13 protein-coding genes and 1 tRNA gene are annotated in these 12,722 nt (G+C 62.2%); 6 read left to right on the forward strand and 8 right to left on the reverse strand.

What is annotated here, in order from left to right; translation table 11 throughout:
- Positions 1–22 precede the first annotated feature (22 nt).
- The 3 genes from AAIL68_RS11810 to kdsA are packed head-to-tail and all read left to right on the forward strand — an operon-like array spanning position 23 to position 3,247.
- Positions 23–676, forward strand: a complete 654-nt coding sequence (locus AAIL68_RS11810) for an ATP-binding cassette domain-containing protein (protein WP_347139976.1) — start codon at positions 23–25, stop codon at positions 674–676.
- A complete protein-coding gene (locus tag AAIL68_RS11815) occupies positions 660–2,408 on the forward strand; it encodes a capsule biosynthesis protein (protein ID WP_347139977.1) in 1,749 nt (582 codons plus the stop codon). The genes AAIL68_RS11810 and AAIL68_RS11815 overlap by 17 nt, the downstream gene beginning before the upstream one ends.
- Complete coding sequence (kdsA, locus tag AAIL68_RS11820) at positions 2,405–3,247, forward strand: 3-deoxy-8-phosphooctulonate synthase (RefSeq protein ID WP_347139978.1); 843 nt, start codon at positions 2,405–2,407, stop codon at positions 3,245–3,247. The genes AAIL68_RS11815 and kdsA overlap by 4 nt, the downstream gene beginning before the upstream one ends.
- Here kdsA and AAIL68_RS11825 read toward each other — a convergent pair.
- Positions 3,244–4,419: an NAD(P)/FAD-dependent oxidoreductase gene (locus AAIL68_RS11825; RefSeq protein ID WP_347139979.1), complete on the reverse strand. Its 1,176-nt coding sequence runs from the start codon at positions 4,417–4,419 to the stop codon at positions 3,244–3,246. The two genes, kdsA and AAIL68_RS11825, sit on opposite strands and share 4 nt — an antisense overlap.
- A gap of 94 nt (positions 4,420–4,513) precedes the next feature.
- On the opposite strand from AAIL68_RS11825, the gene AAIL68_RS11830 reads away from it, so the two are divergent.
- A tRNA-Gln gene (locus tag AAIL68_RS11830) sits at positions 4,514–4,588 on the forward strand.
- Positions 4,589–4,620: 32 nt separating this feature from the next.
- Here AAIL68_RS11830 and ade read toward each other — a convergent pair.
- A complete protein-coding gene (gene ade / locus AAIL68_RS11835) occupies positions 4,621–6,318 on the reverse strand; it encodes an adenine deaminase (protein ID WP_347139980.1) in 1,698 nt (565 codons plus the stop codon).
- Positions 6,319–6,483: 165 nt separating this feature from the next.
- On the opposite strand from ade, the gene AAIL68_RS11840 reads away from it, so the two are divergent.
- Positions 6,484–7,278 (forward strand): hypothetical protein, encoded by a 795-nt coding sequence (locus AAIL68_RS11840; RefSeq protein ID WP_347139981.1) that lies wholly within the window; start codon positions 6,484–6,486, stop codon positions 7,276–7,278.
- Positions 7,275–8,480: a DGQHR domain-containing protein gene (locus tag AAIL68_RS11845; protein WP_347139982.1), complete on the forward strand. Its 1,206-nt coding sequence runs from the start codon at positions 7,275–7,277 to the stop codon at positions 8,478–8,480. Before AAIL68_RS11840 ends, AAIL68_RS11845 begins: the two co-directional genes overlap by 4 nt.
- A gap of 10 nt (positions 8,481–8,490) precedes the next feature.
- Here AAIL68_RS11845 and AAIL68_RS11850 read toward each other — a convergent pair whose 3' ends face one another.
- The 6 genes from AAIL68_RS11850 to AAIL68_RS11875 all read right to left on the reverse strand — a co-directional run.
- Entirely contained in the window at positions 8,491–9,579 is a 1,089-nt protein-coding gene (locus AAIL68_RS11850) for a hypothetical protein (RefSeq protein WP_347139983.1), read from the reverse strand.
- A gap of 487 nt (positions 9,580–10,066) precedes the next feature.
- A complete protein-coding gene (locus tag AAIL68_RS11855; RefSeq protein ID WP_347139984.1) occupies positions 10,067–10,411 on the reverse strand; it encodes a hypothetical protein in 345 nt (114 codons plus the stop codon).
- The gene (locus AAIL68_RS11860) at positions 10,408–10,860 is read right to left on the reverse strand and encodes a hypothetical protein (protein ID WP_347139985.1); all 453 of its coding nucleotides are present in this window, start codon (positions 10,858–10,860) and stop codon (positions 10,408–10,410) included. The genes AAIL68_RS11855 and AAIL68_RS11860 overlap by 4 nt, the downstream gene beginning before the upstream one ends.
- 1 nt (position 10,861) lies before the next feature.
- Positions 10,862–11,356: an N-acetylmuramoyl-L-alanine amidase gene (locus AAIL68_RS11865; RefSeq protein ID WP_347139986.1), complete on the reverse strand. Its 495-nt coding sequence runs from the start codon at positions 11,354–11,356 to the stop codon at positions 10,862–10,864.
- A gap of 32 nt (positions 11,357–11,388) precedes the next feature.
- Entirely contained in the window at positions 11,389–11,916 is a 528-nt protein-coding gene (locus AAIL68_RS11870) for a sigma-70 family RNA polymerase sigma factor (protein WP_347139987.1), read from the reverse strand.
- Positions 11,913–12,722 (reverse strand): metallophosphoesterase (locus AAIL68_RS11875; protein ID WP_347139988.1); only part of this gene is annotated, 810 nt, incomplete at its 5' end. The genes AAIL68_RS11870 and AAIL68_RS11875, both read right to left, overlap by 4 nt.

Below are 12,722 nucleotides of genomic sequence, written 5' to 3' on the forward strand. Positions count from 1 at the left end.
CGCGCGGCGGCAGGGATGATTGATGCTGGAATTCGACAATGTCTCGAAGTCCTTCTGGACGGGCACACGGCGCAAGGTGATTCTTGACCGGGCCTCCTTCCGGGTCGAGCTTGGCAATTCTCTGGGGATCCTAGCGCCGAACGGCACCGGCAAGACGACGCTGATCAACATGATGTGCGGGCTGGAAAAACCCGATGAGGGCACGATCCGCCGCACCTGCCGCATTTCCTTTCCGCTGGGCTTCATGGGCGGCGTGGTCACAAAGCATTCCGCGAACGAAAACGCGCGATACATCGCCCGCATCTATGGGCTGGACCCGGATTATGTTTCGGCCTTCACGCGCTGGCTGACCGATATCGACGAATATTTCGACATGCCTGTCGGCACCTATTCGGCGGGCATGAGGCAGCGCTTTACGTTTTCGCTGCTGCTGGCGCTGGAGTTCGACATCTACCTGATCGACGAAGGCATGCCGCAGACGACGGATGTGGAGTTCAACCGCAAGGCGGGCGCGGTGCTGTATGACCGGCTGAAGACCGCAACCGTGGTGATCGTGTCCCACCAGCCAGCCACGATCGAAAAGTTCTGCCGTTCCGCCGCCATCCTGCGCGACGGGCGGCTGTATTCCTTCGAATCCCTTGCCGAGGCGAAACAGTATTATGACTACACCGCCTAAGGTCCGCCGCTATCACGCCTCGGTGGCCGAATCCGTGCGCCCCGAGATCGGGGGACATGCTGCGCCGGAAACCGCGCAACCCTTTTCGGATTCGAGCATCCGCATTTCGGTCCGCAAGAAGCCCGAGACGGCGAATGCGGCCCCCGAGGATGAGCGTGCGCGCTTCATGCGCACCGATCCCGTCGATGACGGGCTGTCGCATGTTCCGCCCACCAATGCGCCCGCGCCGCAGGATGAGGGGGATCTGGACGCGCAGCTTGACCTGATCCGAAAGGAAAACCTGTCCGAACGCCAGTTGCGGATCGCCCGGCGGATCGCGGACCTGCACCAGATCGAGGCCGCCTCGGACGAGGAAGCGGTGCTGCGCCTGCGCCAGCGCGGCATCGACCCCTCGCACCGCGCCGCGCTGGGGCAGATCCTGTCCAGCGAAGGCAGCCGTGCGCAGGCCAGGCCTGCGGCGAACACGCCTGCGGTGATGCCGCGCAAGCAGAGCGCCGTGCCCGCGCCGAAGCCCGGCACCGAGGTGGGTCCGACCAAGCCCGAACTGCCGTCGCGAGAGGTGCTGACCGAGGAGAAGCGCGCCGCCGAGATCTTCCGCATCCAGCGCGACATCGCGCGGCGCAGGCGGCGGCGGATGGTCCTGCTGGGTCTGCGTCTGCTGGCCTTCGTGCTGCTGCCGACGGCGCTGGCGGGCTGGTATTACTTCCGCGTCGCCACGCCGCTTTATGCGACCGTGTCGCAGTTCCGCATCCAGTCGGCGGAAGGCCAGGGAGGGTCGGGCGCGGGTGGCCTGGGCGGTCTGCTGTCGGGATCGCAGCTTGCGACGAACACCGATTCGGTTGCCGTGCAAAGCTATCTGACATCGCGCGACGCCATGCTGCGGCTGGACGCGGACAAGGGCTTCCGCGCCGCCTACCAGGATCCCGTCATCGATCCGGTCAAGCGCCTGCCGCCTGACGCGACGAACGAGGAAACGTTCGAGCTTTACAAGAACTCGGTCAAGATCGGCTATGACCCGACCGAGGGGATGATCGACATGGAGGTGATCGCCCCCGATCCGCAGCAAAGCCACGACTTCTCGCTGGCCCTGATCGCCTATGCCGAGGAGCAGGTGGACCGGATGACCTCGCGCCTGCGCGACGACCAGATGAAGGGCGCCGTCGCCATTTATCAGGACGCCGAGGCCAAGGTTCTTGCCGCGCAGCGCCGCGTGCAGGAATTGCAGCAGACCCTGGGCGTGCTGGATCCCGTGGCCGAAGGTACGGTGGTGATGAACCAGATCTCGGCCCTTGAAACGCAGCTTGCGACGAAGCGGCTGGAACTAGGGCAGTTGCTGTCGAACCCCCAGCCGCTGCAAAGCCGCGTGACCGCCCTGCGCGGCGACATCACCCGGCTGGAGGAGATGATCGCCCAGACGCGGACGCAACTGACCGAGAACAACGATGGCCGCAATTCGCTGGCCCTGATCTCGGGCGAGCTGCGGATTGCGGAAAGCGACCTGCTGACCCGGCAGGAACTGCTGGCAACGGCGGCCGCCCAGATGGAGGCCGCGCGGATCGAGGCCAACAAGCAGGTCCGCTATCTGTCCCTGTCCGTCGCCCCCGTCCCGCCGGACGAGGCGACCTACCCCAAGGCGTTCCAGAATACGCTGGTGGCCTTCCTGATCTTTTCGGGTATCTATCTGATGCTATCGCTGACAGCCTCCATCCTCCGCGAACAGGTATCCACGTGACCCAAGCCAAGCACATCCGCATCCGCGACCTTTCCTGCGGCAACGATCTGCCCCTGGTGGTGATTGCCGGTCCCTGCCAGCTTGAAACGCTGGACCACGCCATGATGATCGGGGAACGGATGGCGGAGGCCTGCGCGAAGGCAGGCGCGGGCTATGTCTTCAAGGCCAGCTATGACAAGGCCAACCGGACCTCGCTGAAGGGCCGTCGGGGGGTGGGGATCGAGGAGGGCTTGCAGATGCTGGCCACCGTCCGGGAACGACTTGGCTGCCCGGTGCTGACCGATGTCCACGATGCCGAACAGGCGGTCCTGGCAGCGCAGTCCGTGGACGTGATCCAGATCCCCGCCTTCCTGTCGCGCCAGACCGATCTGCTGCTGGCGGCGGGCCGGACGGGCGCGGTGGTCAATATCAAGAAAGGCCAGTTCCTGGCGCCTTGGGACATGCCGAACGTGGCCGACAAGGTGGCCTCGACCGGCAATGACAGGATCCTTCTGACCGAACGCGGCGCCAGCTTTGGCTACAACACACTGGTGGCCGACATGCGGTCGCTGCCGATCATGGCGCGCACGGGCTATCCGGTCATCATGGATGCAACCCATTCGGTGCAGCAGCCGGGCGGGCAGGGCGGATCGTCAGGCGGGCAGCGCGAATTCGCGCCGGTGATGGCGCGGGCTGCGGTGGCGCTTGGCGTGGCGGGGGTCTTCATCGAGACGCATGAGGATCCCGATTGCGCCCCCTCGGACGGGCCGAACATGATCCCGCTGGACCGGATGTCCGCGCTGGTCAAATCGCTGATGGCCTTCGACCGGCTGGCCAAGGCCGACCCAGTGATGGGCTAGGCCGCGCGGCCTGCGGCGTCCGCCGATGCCCAGGCCCATTGGAAATTGTATCCGCCCAGCCAACCCGTCACATCGACGCACTCGCCGATGAAGAACAGCCCCGGCACCTTGCGGGCCTGCATGGTCCGCGCGTCCAGGTCGCGCGTGTCGATGCCGCCAAGGGTCACTTCCGCCGTGCGATAGCCTTCGGTGCCCACGGGCCGGACCTGCCAGCGGTTGACCCGCGCGCCCAGGGCGTCCAGCCGCGCATTCGGCTGATCGGCCAGCCGCGCCTGCGCCAAGCCCATCTCGTCGCAAATCGCTGTCGCCAGACGGGCAGGCAGGATGCGCCCCAGGGCCGAGGTGACATTGACCCGGCCTGCCTGCCCGCGCGCGGTCTTCAGCTCTGCCGCGATGTCCCGGCCGGGGGCAAGGTCGATCCGCAGATCCTCCCCTTCTCGCCAGAAGCTGGAGATCTGCAGGATCACCGGCCCGCTGAGGCCGCGATGCGTGAACAGCAGCGCATCGCAGAAACATCCGCCATTATGGCGAATCTCGGCCTCGGTCGAGACACCGGCCAGCGGGCGGCACAGGGCAAGCTCCTGTTCCGCGAAGGTCAGGGGAACAAGGCCCGCGCGCGTGGGAACCAGCCGCAGGCCGAATTGCGCCGCGATCTCATAGGCAAGGCCGGTGGCGCCGATCTTCGGGATCGACTTGCCGCCCGTCGCCACCACAAGCTGCGCAGCCCGGATCGTTCCGCCCGAGGCTTCAATGATGAAGCCGGTCCCATCATGCCGAACCTGCTGGATCGCCGTCTGCATCCGCAGTTCCGCGTCCCCCATCCGGTCCAGCAGCATCCGGGTAATCTGCGTCGCCTTGCCATCGCAGAAAAGCTGCCCTTGCGTCTTTTCGTGCCAGGCGATCCCCGCCCGATCCACCAGCCGCACGAAGTCGCCGGGACTATAGCGCGACAAGGCGCTGGCCGCGAATCGCGGGTTCTGCGACAGGAACCGATCCGGCGCCGTCGCAAGATTGGTGAAATTGCACCGTCCCCCGCCCGAGATGCGAATCTTCTCGCCCGGATCGCCGGCATGATCCAGCGCCAGAACGCGCCGTCCCTGCCGCAGGGACGAGCCCGCGCAGAACAATCCCGCCGCTCCGGCGCCCAATATCAGAAGATCGACCTGTTCCATCGGGGCCGCATAATGCGCCGCCAAGGAACAGACAAGTTTTGTGAATTTTCGGCTTGCACCCCCGCGCGGCCTTGGCTATTCACCCTCCCACAGTTGGGGCGTGGCCAAGTGGTAAGGCATCGGTTTTTGGTACCGTGTACCGTAGGTTCGAATCCTACCGCCCCAGCCAAAATCTTCCAAACCACTGTTCGGACTTAGCTTTCATCCCGCGATGATCTCGAAGCGGGTGACATCCACCATGCCGCGGTCGGTGATCTTCAGGGCGGGGATGACCGGCAGGGCCAGGAAGGCCAGTTGCAGGAACGGCTCTTCCAGCGTGACGCCAAGCGATCTGGCGGCGTCGCGCAGCAGGACCAGGCGGTCGCGCACGGACTCGAAGGGCTCAAGGCTCATCAGGCCCGCGACGGGCAGAGGCAGTTCGGCCAGAACCTGCCCGGAATCGGCCACGACAAAGCCGCCCTCGATCTGGGACAGGCGGTTCGCGGCCAAGGCCATGTCGGCGTAGTCGGTCCCGACCACGGCGATATTGTGGTGGTCGTGGCACAGGGTCGAGGCGATGGCGCCGCGACGCATCCCGAAGCCCTGCACGAAGCCCGTGGCGATGTTGCCGTTCCTGCCATGCCGCTCGATCACCGCGATGCGGGCAAGGTCGCGGGCCGGATCGGGCCGCTTATCGCCGTCCTCGGGCGCAATGTCATGGGTCAGGTGGGCGGTGATGATCTTGCCTTCGACAATGCCGATCACCGGGGTTTCACGACGATTGCCCGGACAGCGGAAATCCTGCGCCGCAATCGCGGGAGCCTTCACCGAATGGCGGCTGATAGGGGCCAGATCGCCCCGCGCGGCAAAACCCGCGTCATCGACCACGCGCCCGCCGCACAGCACCATCTGCGCCCGGCAGCTTTCCAGACTGTCCAGGGCCACGATATCGGCGCGCAGGCCCGGTGCGATCAGGCCCCGGTCCTTCAGCCCGAAAGCCTCGGCCGCTGACAGGGATGCGGCGCGATAGACCGCTAGGACCGGGCTGCCGCGCCGGATCAACTCGCGGATCATGTGGTCGAGGTGCCCGTGTTCGGCGATGTCCAGCGGGTTCCGGTCGTCCGTGCACAAGCACATATAGGGCGCCGTCACGTCGGTCAGCACCGGCTGCAGGGCGACCAGATCCTTGCTGACCGAACCTTCGCGGATCAGCACGCGCATCCCCTTGCGCAGCTTTTCCAGGGCTTCCTCCGCCGTGGTCGCCTCGTGCTCCGTGCGGATGCCCGCCGCGACATAGGCCGAGAGGTCGCGCCCCGACAGTTGCGGGCAATGGCCGTCGATATGGCCGCCTTGGAACAGCCGCAGCTTGGCCATGGCAGCGGGGTCGCGGTGGATCACGCCGGGATAGTTCATGAACTCGGCCAGGCCGATATTCGACGGATGGCCCATCACGGCGCGCAGATCCTCGGCCTCGATCCGGGCGCCCGAGGTTTCCATGTCGGTAGCGGGCACGCAGGACGACAGTTGCACCCGCAGGTCCATCACCGTGCGCTCACTAGCCTGCTGGAACCAGCGGATGCCGTCCAGGCCGATCACATTGGCGATTTCGTGCGGGTCGCAGATGGCGGTGGTGATGCCGCGCGGCGTCACGCAGCGGTCGAATTCGAAGGGCGTGACAAGGCTGCTTTCGACATGCAGGTGCGTGTCTATGAAGCCCGGCACCAGCGTCAGTCCGGTCACGTCGATCACGCGCGACCCCTCGTAATCCTCTCCCACGCCGATAATGCGGTCGCCGCAGATGGCGACATCGCCCGTGATCATCGTGCCGGTGATCAGGTCGAAGACCTGTCCGCCCCGCAGCACCAGATCCGCGGGCTCATCCCCCCGCGCCTGCGCAATGCGCCGTTCCAGATCGTCCATGCCGTGTTCCCTCTCGTTTGCGTCAGAAGACCTGACACAACGCGCAACGTCCAGAGGGTCATGGAAAATGGCGCACCCGAAGGGATTCGAACCCCTGGCCTCTGCCTTCGGAGGGCAGGGGGGCAATGCTAAGCACCTTGAAACTACAGAAAAAAATCTCCGGTCGTGCTGGTCATTGTGGGCGGGGGGCGGTGGTTTCTGGGCGTTTTGATGCGTCAAGGCTCGACAGTCGTTCGAAGAGGCGGCTTTGTTGGCTTCGCTTCGTTGGCCTTGATTTTGCTCATACAAAAACGCAAGGTGCGAGTGCTTTACGGTTGGGGGCAGATGACGATTATTACTGTTTTCGGATTTGCCCTTTGTGGCCTCCTAGCAATCCCCGCCATTTTCTTCATCAAGAGATTTCCGCGGGATGTTCAGAGGAGCGCCGCGACGAAAGCGTTCTTCCTATGGTTTTTCGCGACTACGCCAGTATTTGCTGCAGTTATCATGAGCAAGCCGGGGGTAAATGCCGACGTCGCCGAGCATGTCCAGACTGGGGTTCTTTCCAGCGTTTCCTTCACCGAGGTGTTTGTCTATACCGCATCTTTCGCCTCTCCCGTGCTCTACCTACTGTTCGATTTTCTTAAGCGCCTTACGGAAATGAAGTCGATTCGTGACCTGCAGCAGCTGCTTCACAACATGCGCGGAATGCCGTGGATCATCCTTTCATCGCTAATCCTGCTCGGTATGACTCTGTTGGCCTACGGAAGCGCAAAGTCGGATCCAGAGGGGTTTCCTGAAACTTTGATGGCGCAACTACTGACCAACCGAGGCTGGCTGGTCTATGTTGTCTCGCTCCTAATCTGGTATTGCGTCATTTTGTGGGAGCAAGATCCAGATTTCTCGTTTGAGCGAAAGGAGAAGAAGCAGGCGAATACCTTCGCTGACGAGTATGCCAAGAGGAAAGGCCAAAAGCAGTGAGCAATAAATCGGTTGGCCCCTTCCCGGTTCTCGAAGTGTCGCAGAAGGGCGGTTCTTTCTTTTGCGCATCTATCCCCGCCGAGGATTTAGTTGCCGTTACTTTCAGCGACGTTCGGCGTCTTGTCCGGGACGAGCGCGACGTTGAACGCTACCTTGGAGTCCAACGCCCCCTAAATAAGCAACGGGTCAAGGAAATTCGCAAATATATACTTTCTCCAGATCCGACGTTTCCTACGGCTGTGATCGTTGCAGTCGATGAACGCTGCGTAGACTACGACCCCGACCTGCGGCTTATGACTCTAAAACCTTATGTGCCTGAAGATGAGGGCGACGTTAGTTTTCCCTTCCACCGTATCGCTAAGGTTTTGGACGGCCAGCACCGGCTAGCAGGCTTTCTGGATGAAAACGACGTTTATGACATCGACGGAAAGCCGTTCGACATCAACGTTTCCATCTTCGTCGGAGCTGACATCTCGGTGCAAGCTCAGATTTTTGCAACCGTGAACCTTGCTCAAACCAAAGTTAGCAAGAGCCTGGTTTATGAACTGGAAGACCTCTCGGAGGTTCGGAGCCCGTTCAAGACTGCCCATAACATTGCCGTCGCTCTCGACAGTTTACCAGAGGGTCCGCTTTATCAGCGTATAAAGCGTCTAGGTGTTGTTACTCCGGGTCGTTCCAATGAGACGATTACGCAAGCGGCCTTCGTCGAGGCGCTCACAGATCTTATTTCGCGCGATCCATTTGCTGATAGGAATGCTCTTCTCGACGGCAAGAAGCTGGAACGCGCTACCGGCAGGGAGGAAGGTCGCACACCGTTCCGGAACATGTTCATCGACGGGGATGACTTTGACATTGCGGACAACGTGAATAACTTCTTTGAGGCCGTTCGGATGAAATGGCCCAAGGCCTGGGAGGAGACGAGAAAGAAGAGCAGCATTTTGCCAAAGACAAATGCGTTCCGTGCGTTCATGCGGCGGCTGAGGGACATCTATCCCTCCTTGTCCCAGCTCGAGAGCGAACGGGTCGTCTCCCCGAAAGGCTACCTAAAAGCGTTGGCAGATGTGAAGCTCGAGGACTCCGACCTCACGACGAAGACCTTCAAACCAGGCAGTTCTGGTGAGGCTGCGTTCTATAAAGTTCTCTCCGGAAAGGTCGACCCGGAGGAATTGTTCGAGCAGATGCAGCTACCTCTCGACGATTAAACAGAGACCCTCACAAGGGTCTTTTCTCTCCTCCATTTTTCCTTCCAAGATTGACCATATGTGCCACTGCACGTGCCTGGTGCGTTGGGGAGTGGTGCCAGTAGTTGCTCTGGATCGTCTCAATCGAGGTGGAGAAATAGTCCGAAGCGTCTTCCGCGCTGCCACCGCTTTGGATGAACAGGGTGATGGCAGTATGCTTCAAGGTGTGCGGCGTAATGCGCTTTACGCCGGCACGCTTGGCGGCCGCGGCCAAGGCAACTCCGATGTCCATAACCGGCTGCCCTGCGTGGCGTGGATGTTCGGCGATGTAGGTGCCACCATGCACCCTCTTCCAGCGCCGCAGATGAGCCGCCAGGCGGGGTGGGATGCCGTGCGGGCGGCGGGCCTTCACCGTCTCATGCTCATCTGCTCCGGACCGCCACCAGATCCCGCGGTCTAAATCCAGCCAAGGGCCGTCGTCGCGTCGCGCCCAAGTCGTTCGAGCCACGGTGCGGGGGCGGCTTCCGGTGTAGAACTGGCATAGGGCTAAACGTGCCGCGTGGCGGCTGCGCTTGTGCTTCCACAACTCCCAGAGCAGTTTGGCGAACTCATCGCGCTGTAGCCAGTCAGGCTTGGCCTTCCCCTTGGAAGGGAGCCAGACGGCGGGGCAGGCGGCCAGGATCCGGGCACGGTGCGCCGCTCCAAGGGCGGCGCGCAGAACTCCCAGCTCGCGACGCGCCGTCGATGCAGACCGGCGTGTTTTGACATATTCGCGGCAGGTCTTTTCATCGACCTGGGCAACCGTCTTGTTCATCCAGAAAGCAGCCATGGCTTTCACAGCATAGGCTTGGCGCTCCGGCGCCGCCATCTCCTCCCGGAGTGTTTCCAGGTAGTGTGTCAGCACCAAGGAAACCGACACATCGGCCAGCGCCTGGGGCTCTGTCGGAAGGGCGGCTTTGCTCAGTTTTTGCGCGAGGTATTTGCCGAAAGCTTCCTCAGCAGCGCTTCGGCCGCCGTCGCCGCGGTGTCCAGTGCGGCTGTCTTTGCCGGCGTCCCGGATGATCCATTCACCCGTGTCTGGGCGCTGGTAGAGGCGGGCTGGCTTTTTGGGTCGGGCCATTTGAGATACTCATCAAGTGATTCGTGATGCACGCGGTATGTCTTCCCAATCCGGCGTGCACGCAGCCGCCCTTCACGGATCTCCGCGCAGATGGTCGAATACGGCACGCACAGCAACTCGGCGACTTGCGCTGGGCTGTATGCGATTGGTATTGATCGATTTTCTGCGGGCGGCAAGATCGAAAATCCTTGTTGGTTGTGCTTCATCTGTCCGATTTCCGGACTGGGTCAAGGAGTCCCGCGAATTTTTTCTTGACTTTCCGACCATTTTTTCACTGCGCCCAATTTTGCCCGGCAATCCTGGCCGGCGGCGTGCAGTCGCACGACATACCGTGCGACCTCCGCCTGCGTCTCTGCATCTGGGACAGTGGGGCTGTTCTGGCAAGTGAGGAGGGCGGCAGGGGGCGCACGAAAGACCTCAACACGCTGTGGCTCGGGCGCGGCACAGGCAGCCAGTGCTAGGGCAGGGGCAAGAAACAGGGCACGGATCATTTGAGGCTCCTCAAGGCATCGCGCAGCACAGGGGCTACAGGGGCATCAGCAGAGGAGGGCGCGCGGTCGATGTCTTCCAGGAGCGTGTCCAGGGCGTCCTGTCGGGCGAGCTGGGCGTCGGCTTCATCGGCAACAGCAGAGGCGTCGAGGGCAGCGCGCGCCCGTTCTAGCTCGAGCGCCAGGTTGGCAGCAGCCAAGTCCCTTTGCAGCACAACGACCTGGGCCATGGCCGCCTTGCCGGCTTCATACACACCAACGCCCCACCAGGTGAGCGCCGCTGCGGCAGCCACAGCGGCAACGATGAACCAGGCGCGCAGCGGGATGAGACGGAGGAACGTCATGGTGCTTCTTCCTCAGCAGGTGGAATGGTGGGCGCAGCAGGGGGGATAGCAGGCGGCCGCGCACCAGGCGCGAACCGGTCGATCACCCGGTCGGAGAGTTCGTCGCTGCGGGTCTCGATGCGCTGCAAAAGTCGCAGGAAAAAGCGCGCGATGTATCGGGAGGCAAATCCCGAAGTGGCCATAACTAGCTGCGGGGACCAGGTATGGAAGAAATGGATGGTTACGATGACGGCGACATGGCTGATGAAGAATGCCGCGATCAGGGTGCCAAAGATACCTAAACGGCGGGACTCGCTGTCCAGGGTTGTGGCAAGGCTGGCACCTGCGAGCGCTAGAAACATGCCCCCGATGTAGCTGCCGGGCGAGAACGTGATGCCCAGCCCGATGAGCAGAAGCGAAAGCCAATCGCGGGCCAGCGCTTCTGCGTTTTGAACAAGAGTATCTTTCATCTCACACCGCCTTTGCCGCGGTGATACGCCGGCGCAGTTCGTCGCCGACCGCTACAGGATCGCCAGGCGCAAACATGCCGGGGATCCAGCAGATGTCCCATTTGCCGCGCTGCTTGACCTTGAGCGTGGGCTGCACCTCCGCATGGGAAAGGACAGTTTCGCGGGTGACGGGAATGCCGTATTTGCAGGACAGGGCCGCAACCAAGTGGATGAACTTGTCCAACTGGACCGGCGTAATGGGCGCCTTGCCGGCGTTGAACGGGCGCTCCACAGCGCCAGCCATCGCGGCCAGTGCTACGCCGATGCTGCCAGTGTTCAGCGACAGTATATGGGCCGCATAGGCACCCTTTTTCGGGAAGATGTTGGACTCGGGCCTGTGGATCCCGGCGATAGCTTCGCCCGTCCCAGACACGATGTAATGATAGTGCTGGCGGTCAAGCGCAGACACTGAATGGGCACCAGCGGACCAGTGCATGATGATGCGCTTGAGCGTCATTTTCAGGATATCCGTTCACGTTTTGTTCCGTGTTAGATATCGGTCCGGACGCCCAGTTTTGTGCGCATCAGCGCCAAGGATTCCTCATATATCCGAATCGCTTTGTCGCGCGTGATGCCCAACTTCTCGCCGATTTCGGCAAAGCTGCAGTCCTGCATTCGCTCACGAATTACGACCTCTTGAACGGGGTTGAGCAAAGCCTGCAGCGCTTTGGCGGCGTCATGTGTAACGCCAGGATCTGCGGCTTTTTCGGCGGGCAAATCGTCTGACAGTTCATTGAAAACATAGGCGTCGTTCTGGTTTTTCTTCCCCATCCCGGGGCGCCGTTGCTTTCGCACCAGATCCTTCATCGCCCCTCGCACCCGCTTCCTGGTGTAGGTCCAAGCGGTGGCGCCGTTTTCTGGGTTGTAGCGTTTCAGAGCCATCGTCAGTGCATATTGTCCCTCTGCGACGAGGTCAGCGCGACGCACATCTCGAGCGACACTCTGGATATCCGCGGCTTGGGTCTCGACCATCCGCAGCAGTTTGGACATTTCATCTTTGGAGGGGTGGTAGGTCATCGCCGGCACCCCCGTGTCTTGGCGCGATAGCGGCGGATCAGTTGATCTGTCGGAAGCCACTCGTATGTGAATTCGCCGTTGTGCAGCCCCTTGATGTGCAGAATGCCGCTGTCTTCGTAGCGACGCAGGCGGCTGGGGTGTTTGGTGCAACCAGTATTGATAACGGTGCGCCGGCGTCCATGGGCATCTTTCCAGTGCCGGACATCGAGGGAGTGGGTGTGGCCAAAGGCGCTGGACGCGCCGTTGCGGCTCTGGACAGTCTGGATAGCCAGGGCCTGTTTCGGATTGAGCCCCTGGAAGTAGTGCTGCAGGGTCAGTCCGTTTATCGACAACGGGGACAGGAACGGCATCCACTCCCAGCCCTCGCGCTCGGCGATACCGGCCAAGTCCAGGCGGTCAAGGCGGATGAGGGAGCGCAGCCCCGGATAGCGCAGCGCAAACCGCCTGAGCATTTCCTCGTGATTTCCTTCGCAGAAGAACCATTGGATGTCGGGGGTGCGTTCATTGTGCCGGGCGCGCTGGTGGCGCCGGGCCTCTTGTTTCCATCGGCTTTGGAGAAGGCGTAGGCCGGTCTCCCACACGGCGACATCACCCAGGAGATCGTGCCCTTCATCGCTGCCGTCGCCACCCATGATGGCACCACCCTTGTATCCGTTCAGGGTGCGAAAATCGCCCAGGTCGCCGAGATGCACGGCGAACTGGGGGGCGGCGTCGTTGATGTAATCGCCGATTGCAAGGAGCACATCATCGGCCTCTTGCGGGTCGCTTGGGCATCGGTGGGTATCGCCCAGCAACACCAGGTCCAC

It is taken from the genome of Paracoccus sp. SSK6 (assembly GCF_039770665.1).
Taxonomy (GTDB): Bacteria; Pseudomonadota; Alphaproteobacteria; order Rhodobacterales; family Rhodobacteraceae; genus Paracoccus.

Excerpts from the sequence above, each read along its gene's own strand:
- AAIL68_RS11825 (WP_347139979.1), bottom strand. The coding sequence starts at position 4,419 with ATGGAACAGGTCGATCTTCTGATATTGGGCGCCGGAGCGGCGGGATTG.
- AAIL68_RS11865 (WP_347139986.1), bottom strand. The coding sequence starts at position 11,356 with ATGACGCTCAAGCGCATCATCATGCACTGGTCCGCTGGTGCCCATTCA.
- AAIL68_RS11810 (WP_347139976.1), top strand. The coding sequence starts at position 23 with ATGCTGGAATTCGACAATGTCTCGAAGTCCTTCTGGACGGGCACACGG.
- AAIL68_RS11870 (WP_347139987.1), bottom strand. The coding sequence starts at position 11,916 with ATGACCTACCACCCCTCCAAAGATGAAATGTCCAAACTGCTGCGGATG.
- AAIL68_RS11850 (WP_347139983.1), bottom strand. The coding sequence starts at position 9,579 with ATGGCCCGACCCAAAAAGCCAGCCCGCCTCTACCAGCGCCCAGACACG.
- AAIL68_RS11815 (WP_347139977.1), top strand. The coding sequence starts at position 660 with ATGACTACACCGCCTAAGGTCCGCCGCTATCACGCCTCGGTGGCCGAA.
- AAIL68_RS11860 (WP_347139985.1), bottom strand. The coding sequence starts at position 10,860 with ATGAAAGATACTCTTGTTCAAAACGCAGAAGCGCTGGCCCGCGATTGG.
- AAIL68_RS11855 (WP_347139984.1), bottom strand. The coding sequence starts at position 10,411 with ATGACGTTCCTCCGTCTCATCCCGCTGCGCGCCTGGTTCATCGTTGCC.
- ade (WP_347139980.1), bottom strand. The coding sequence starts at position 6,318 with ATGGACGATCTGGAACGGCGCATTGCGCAGGCGCGGGGGGATGAGCCC.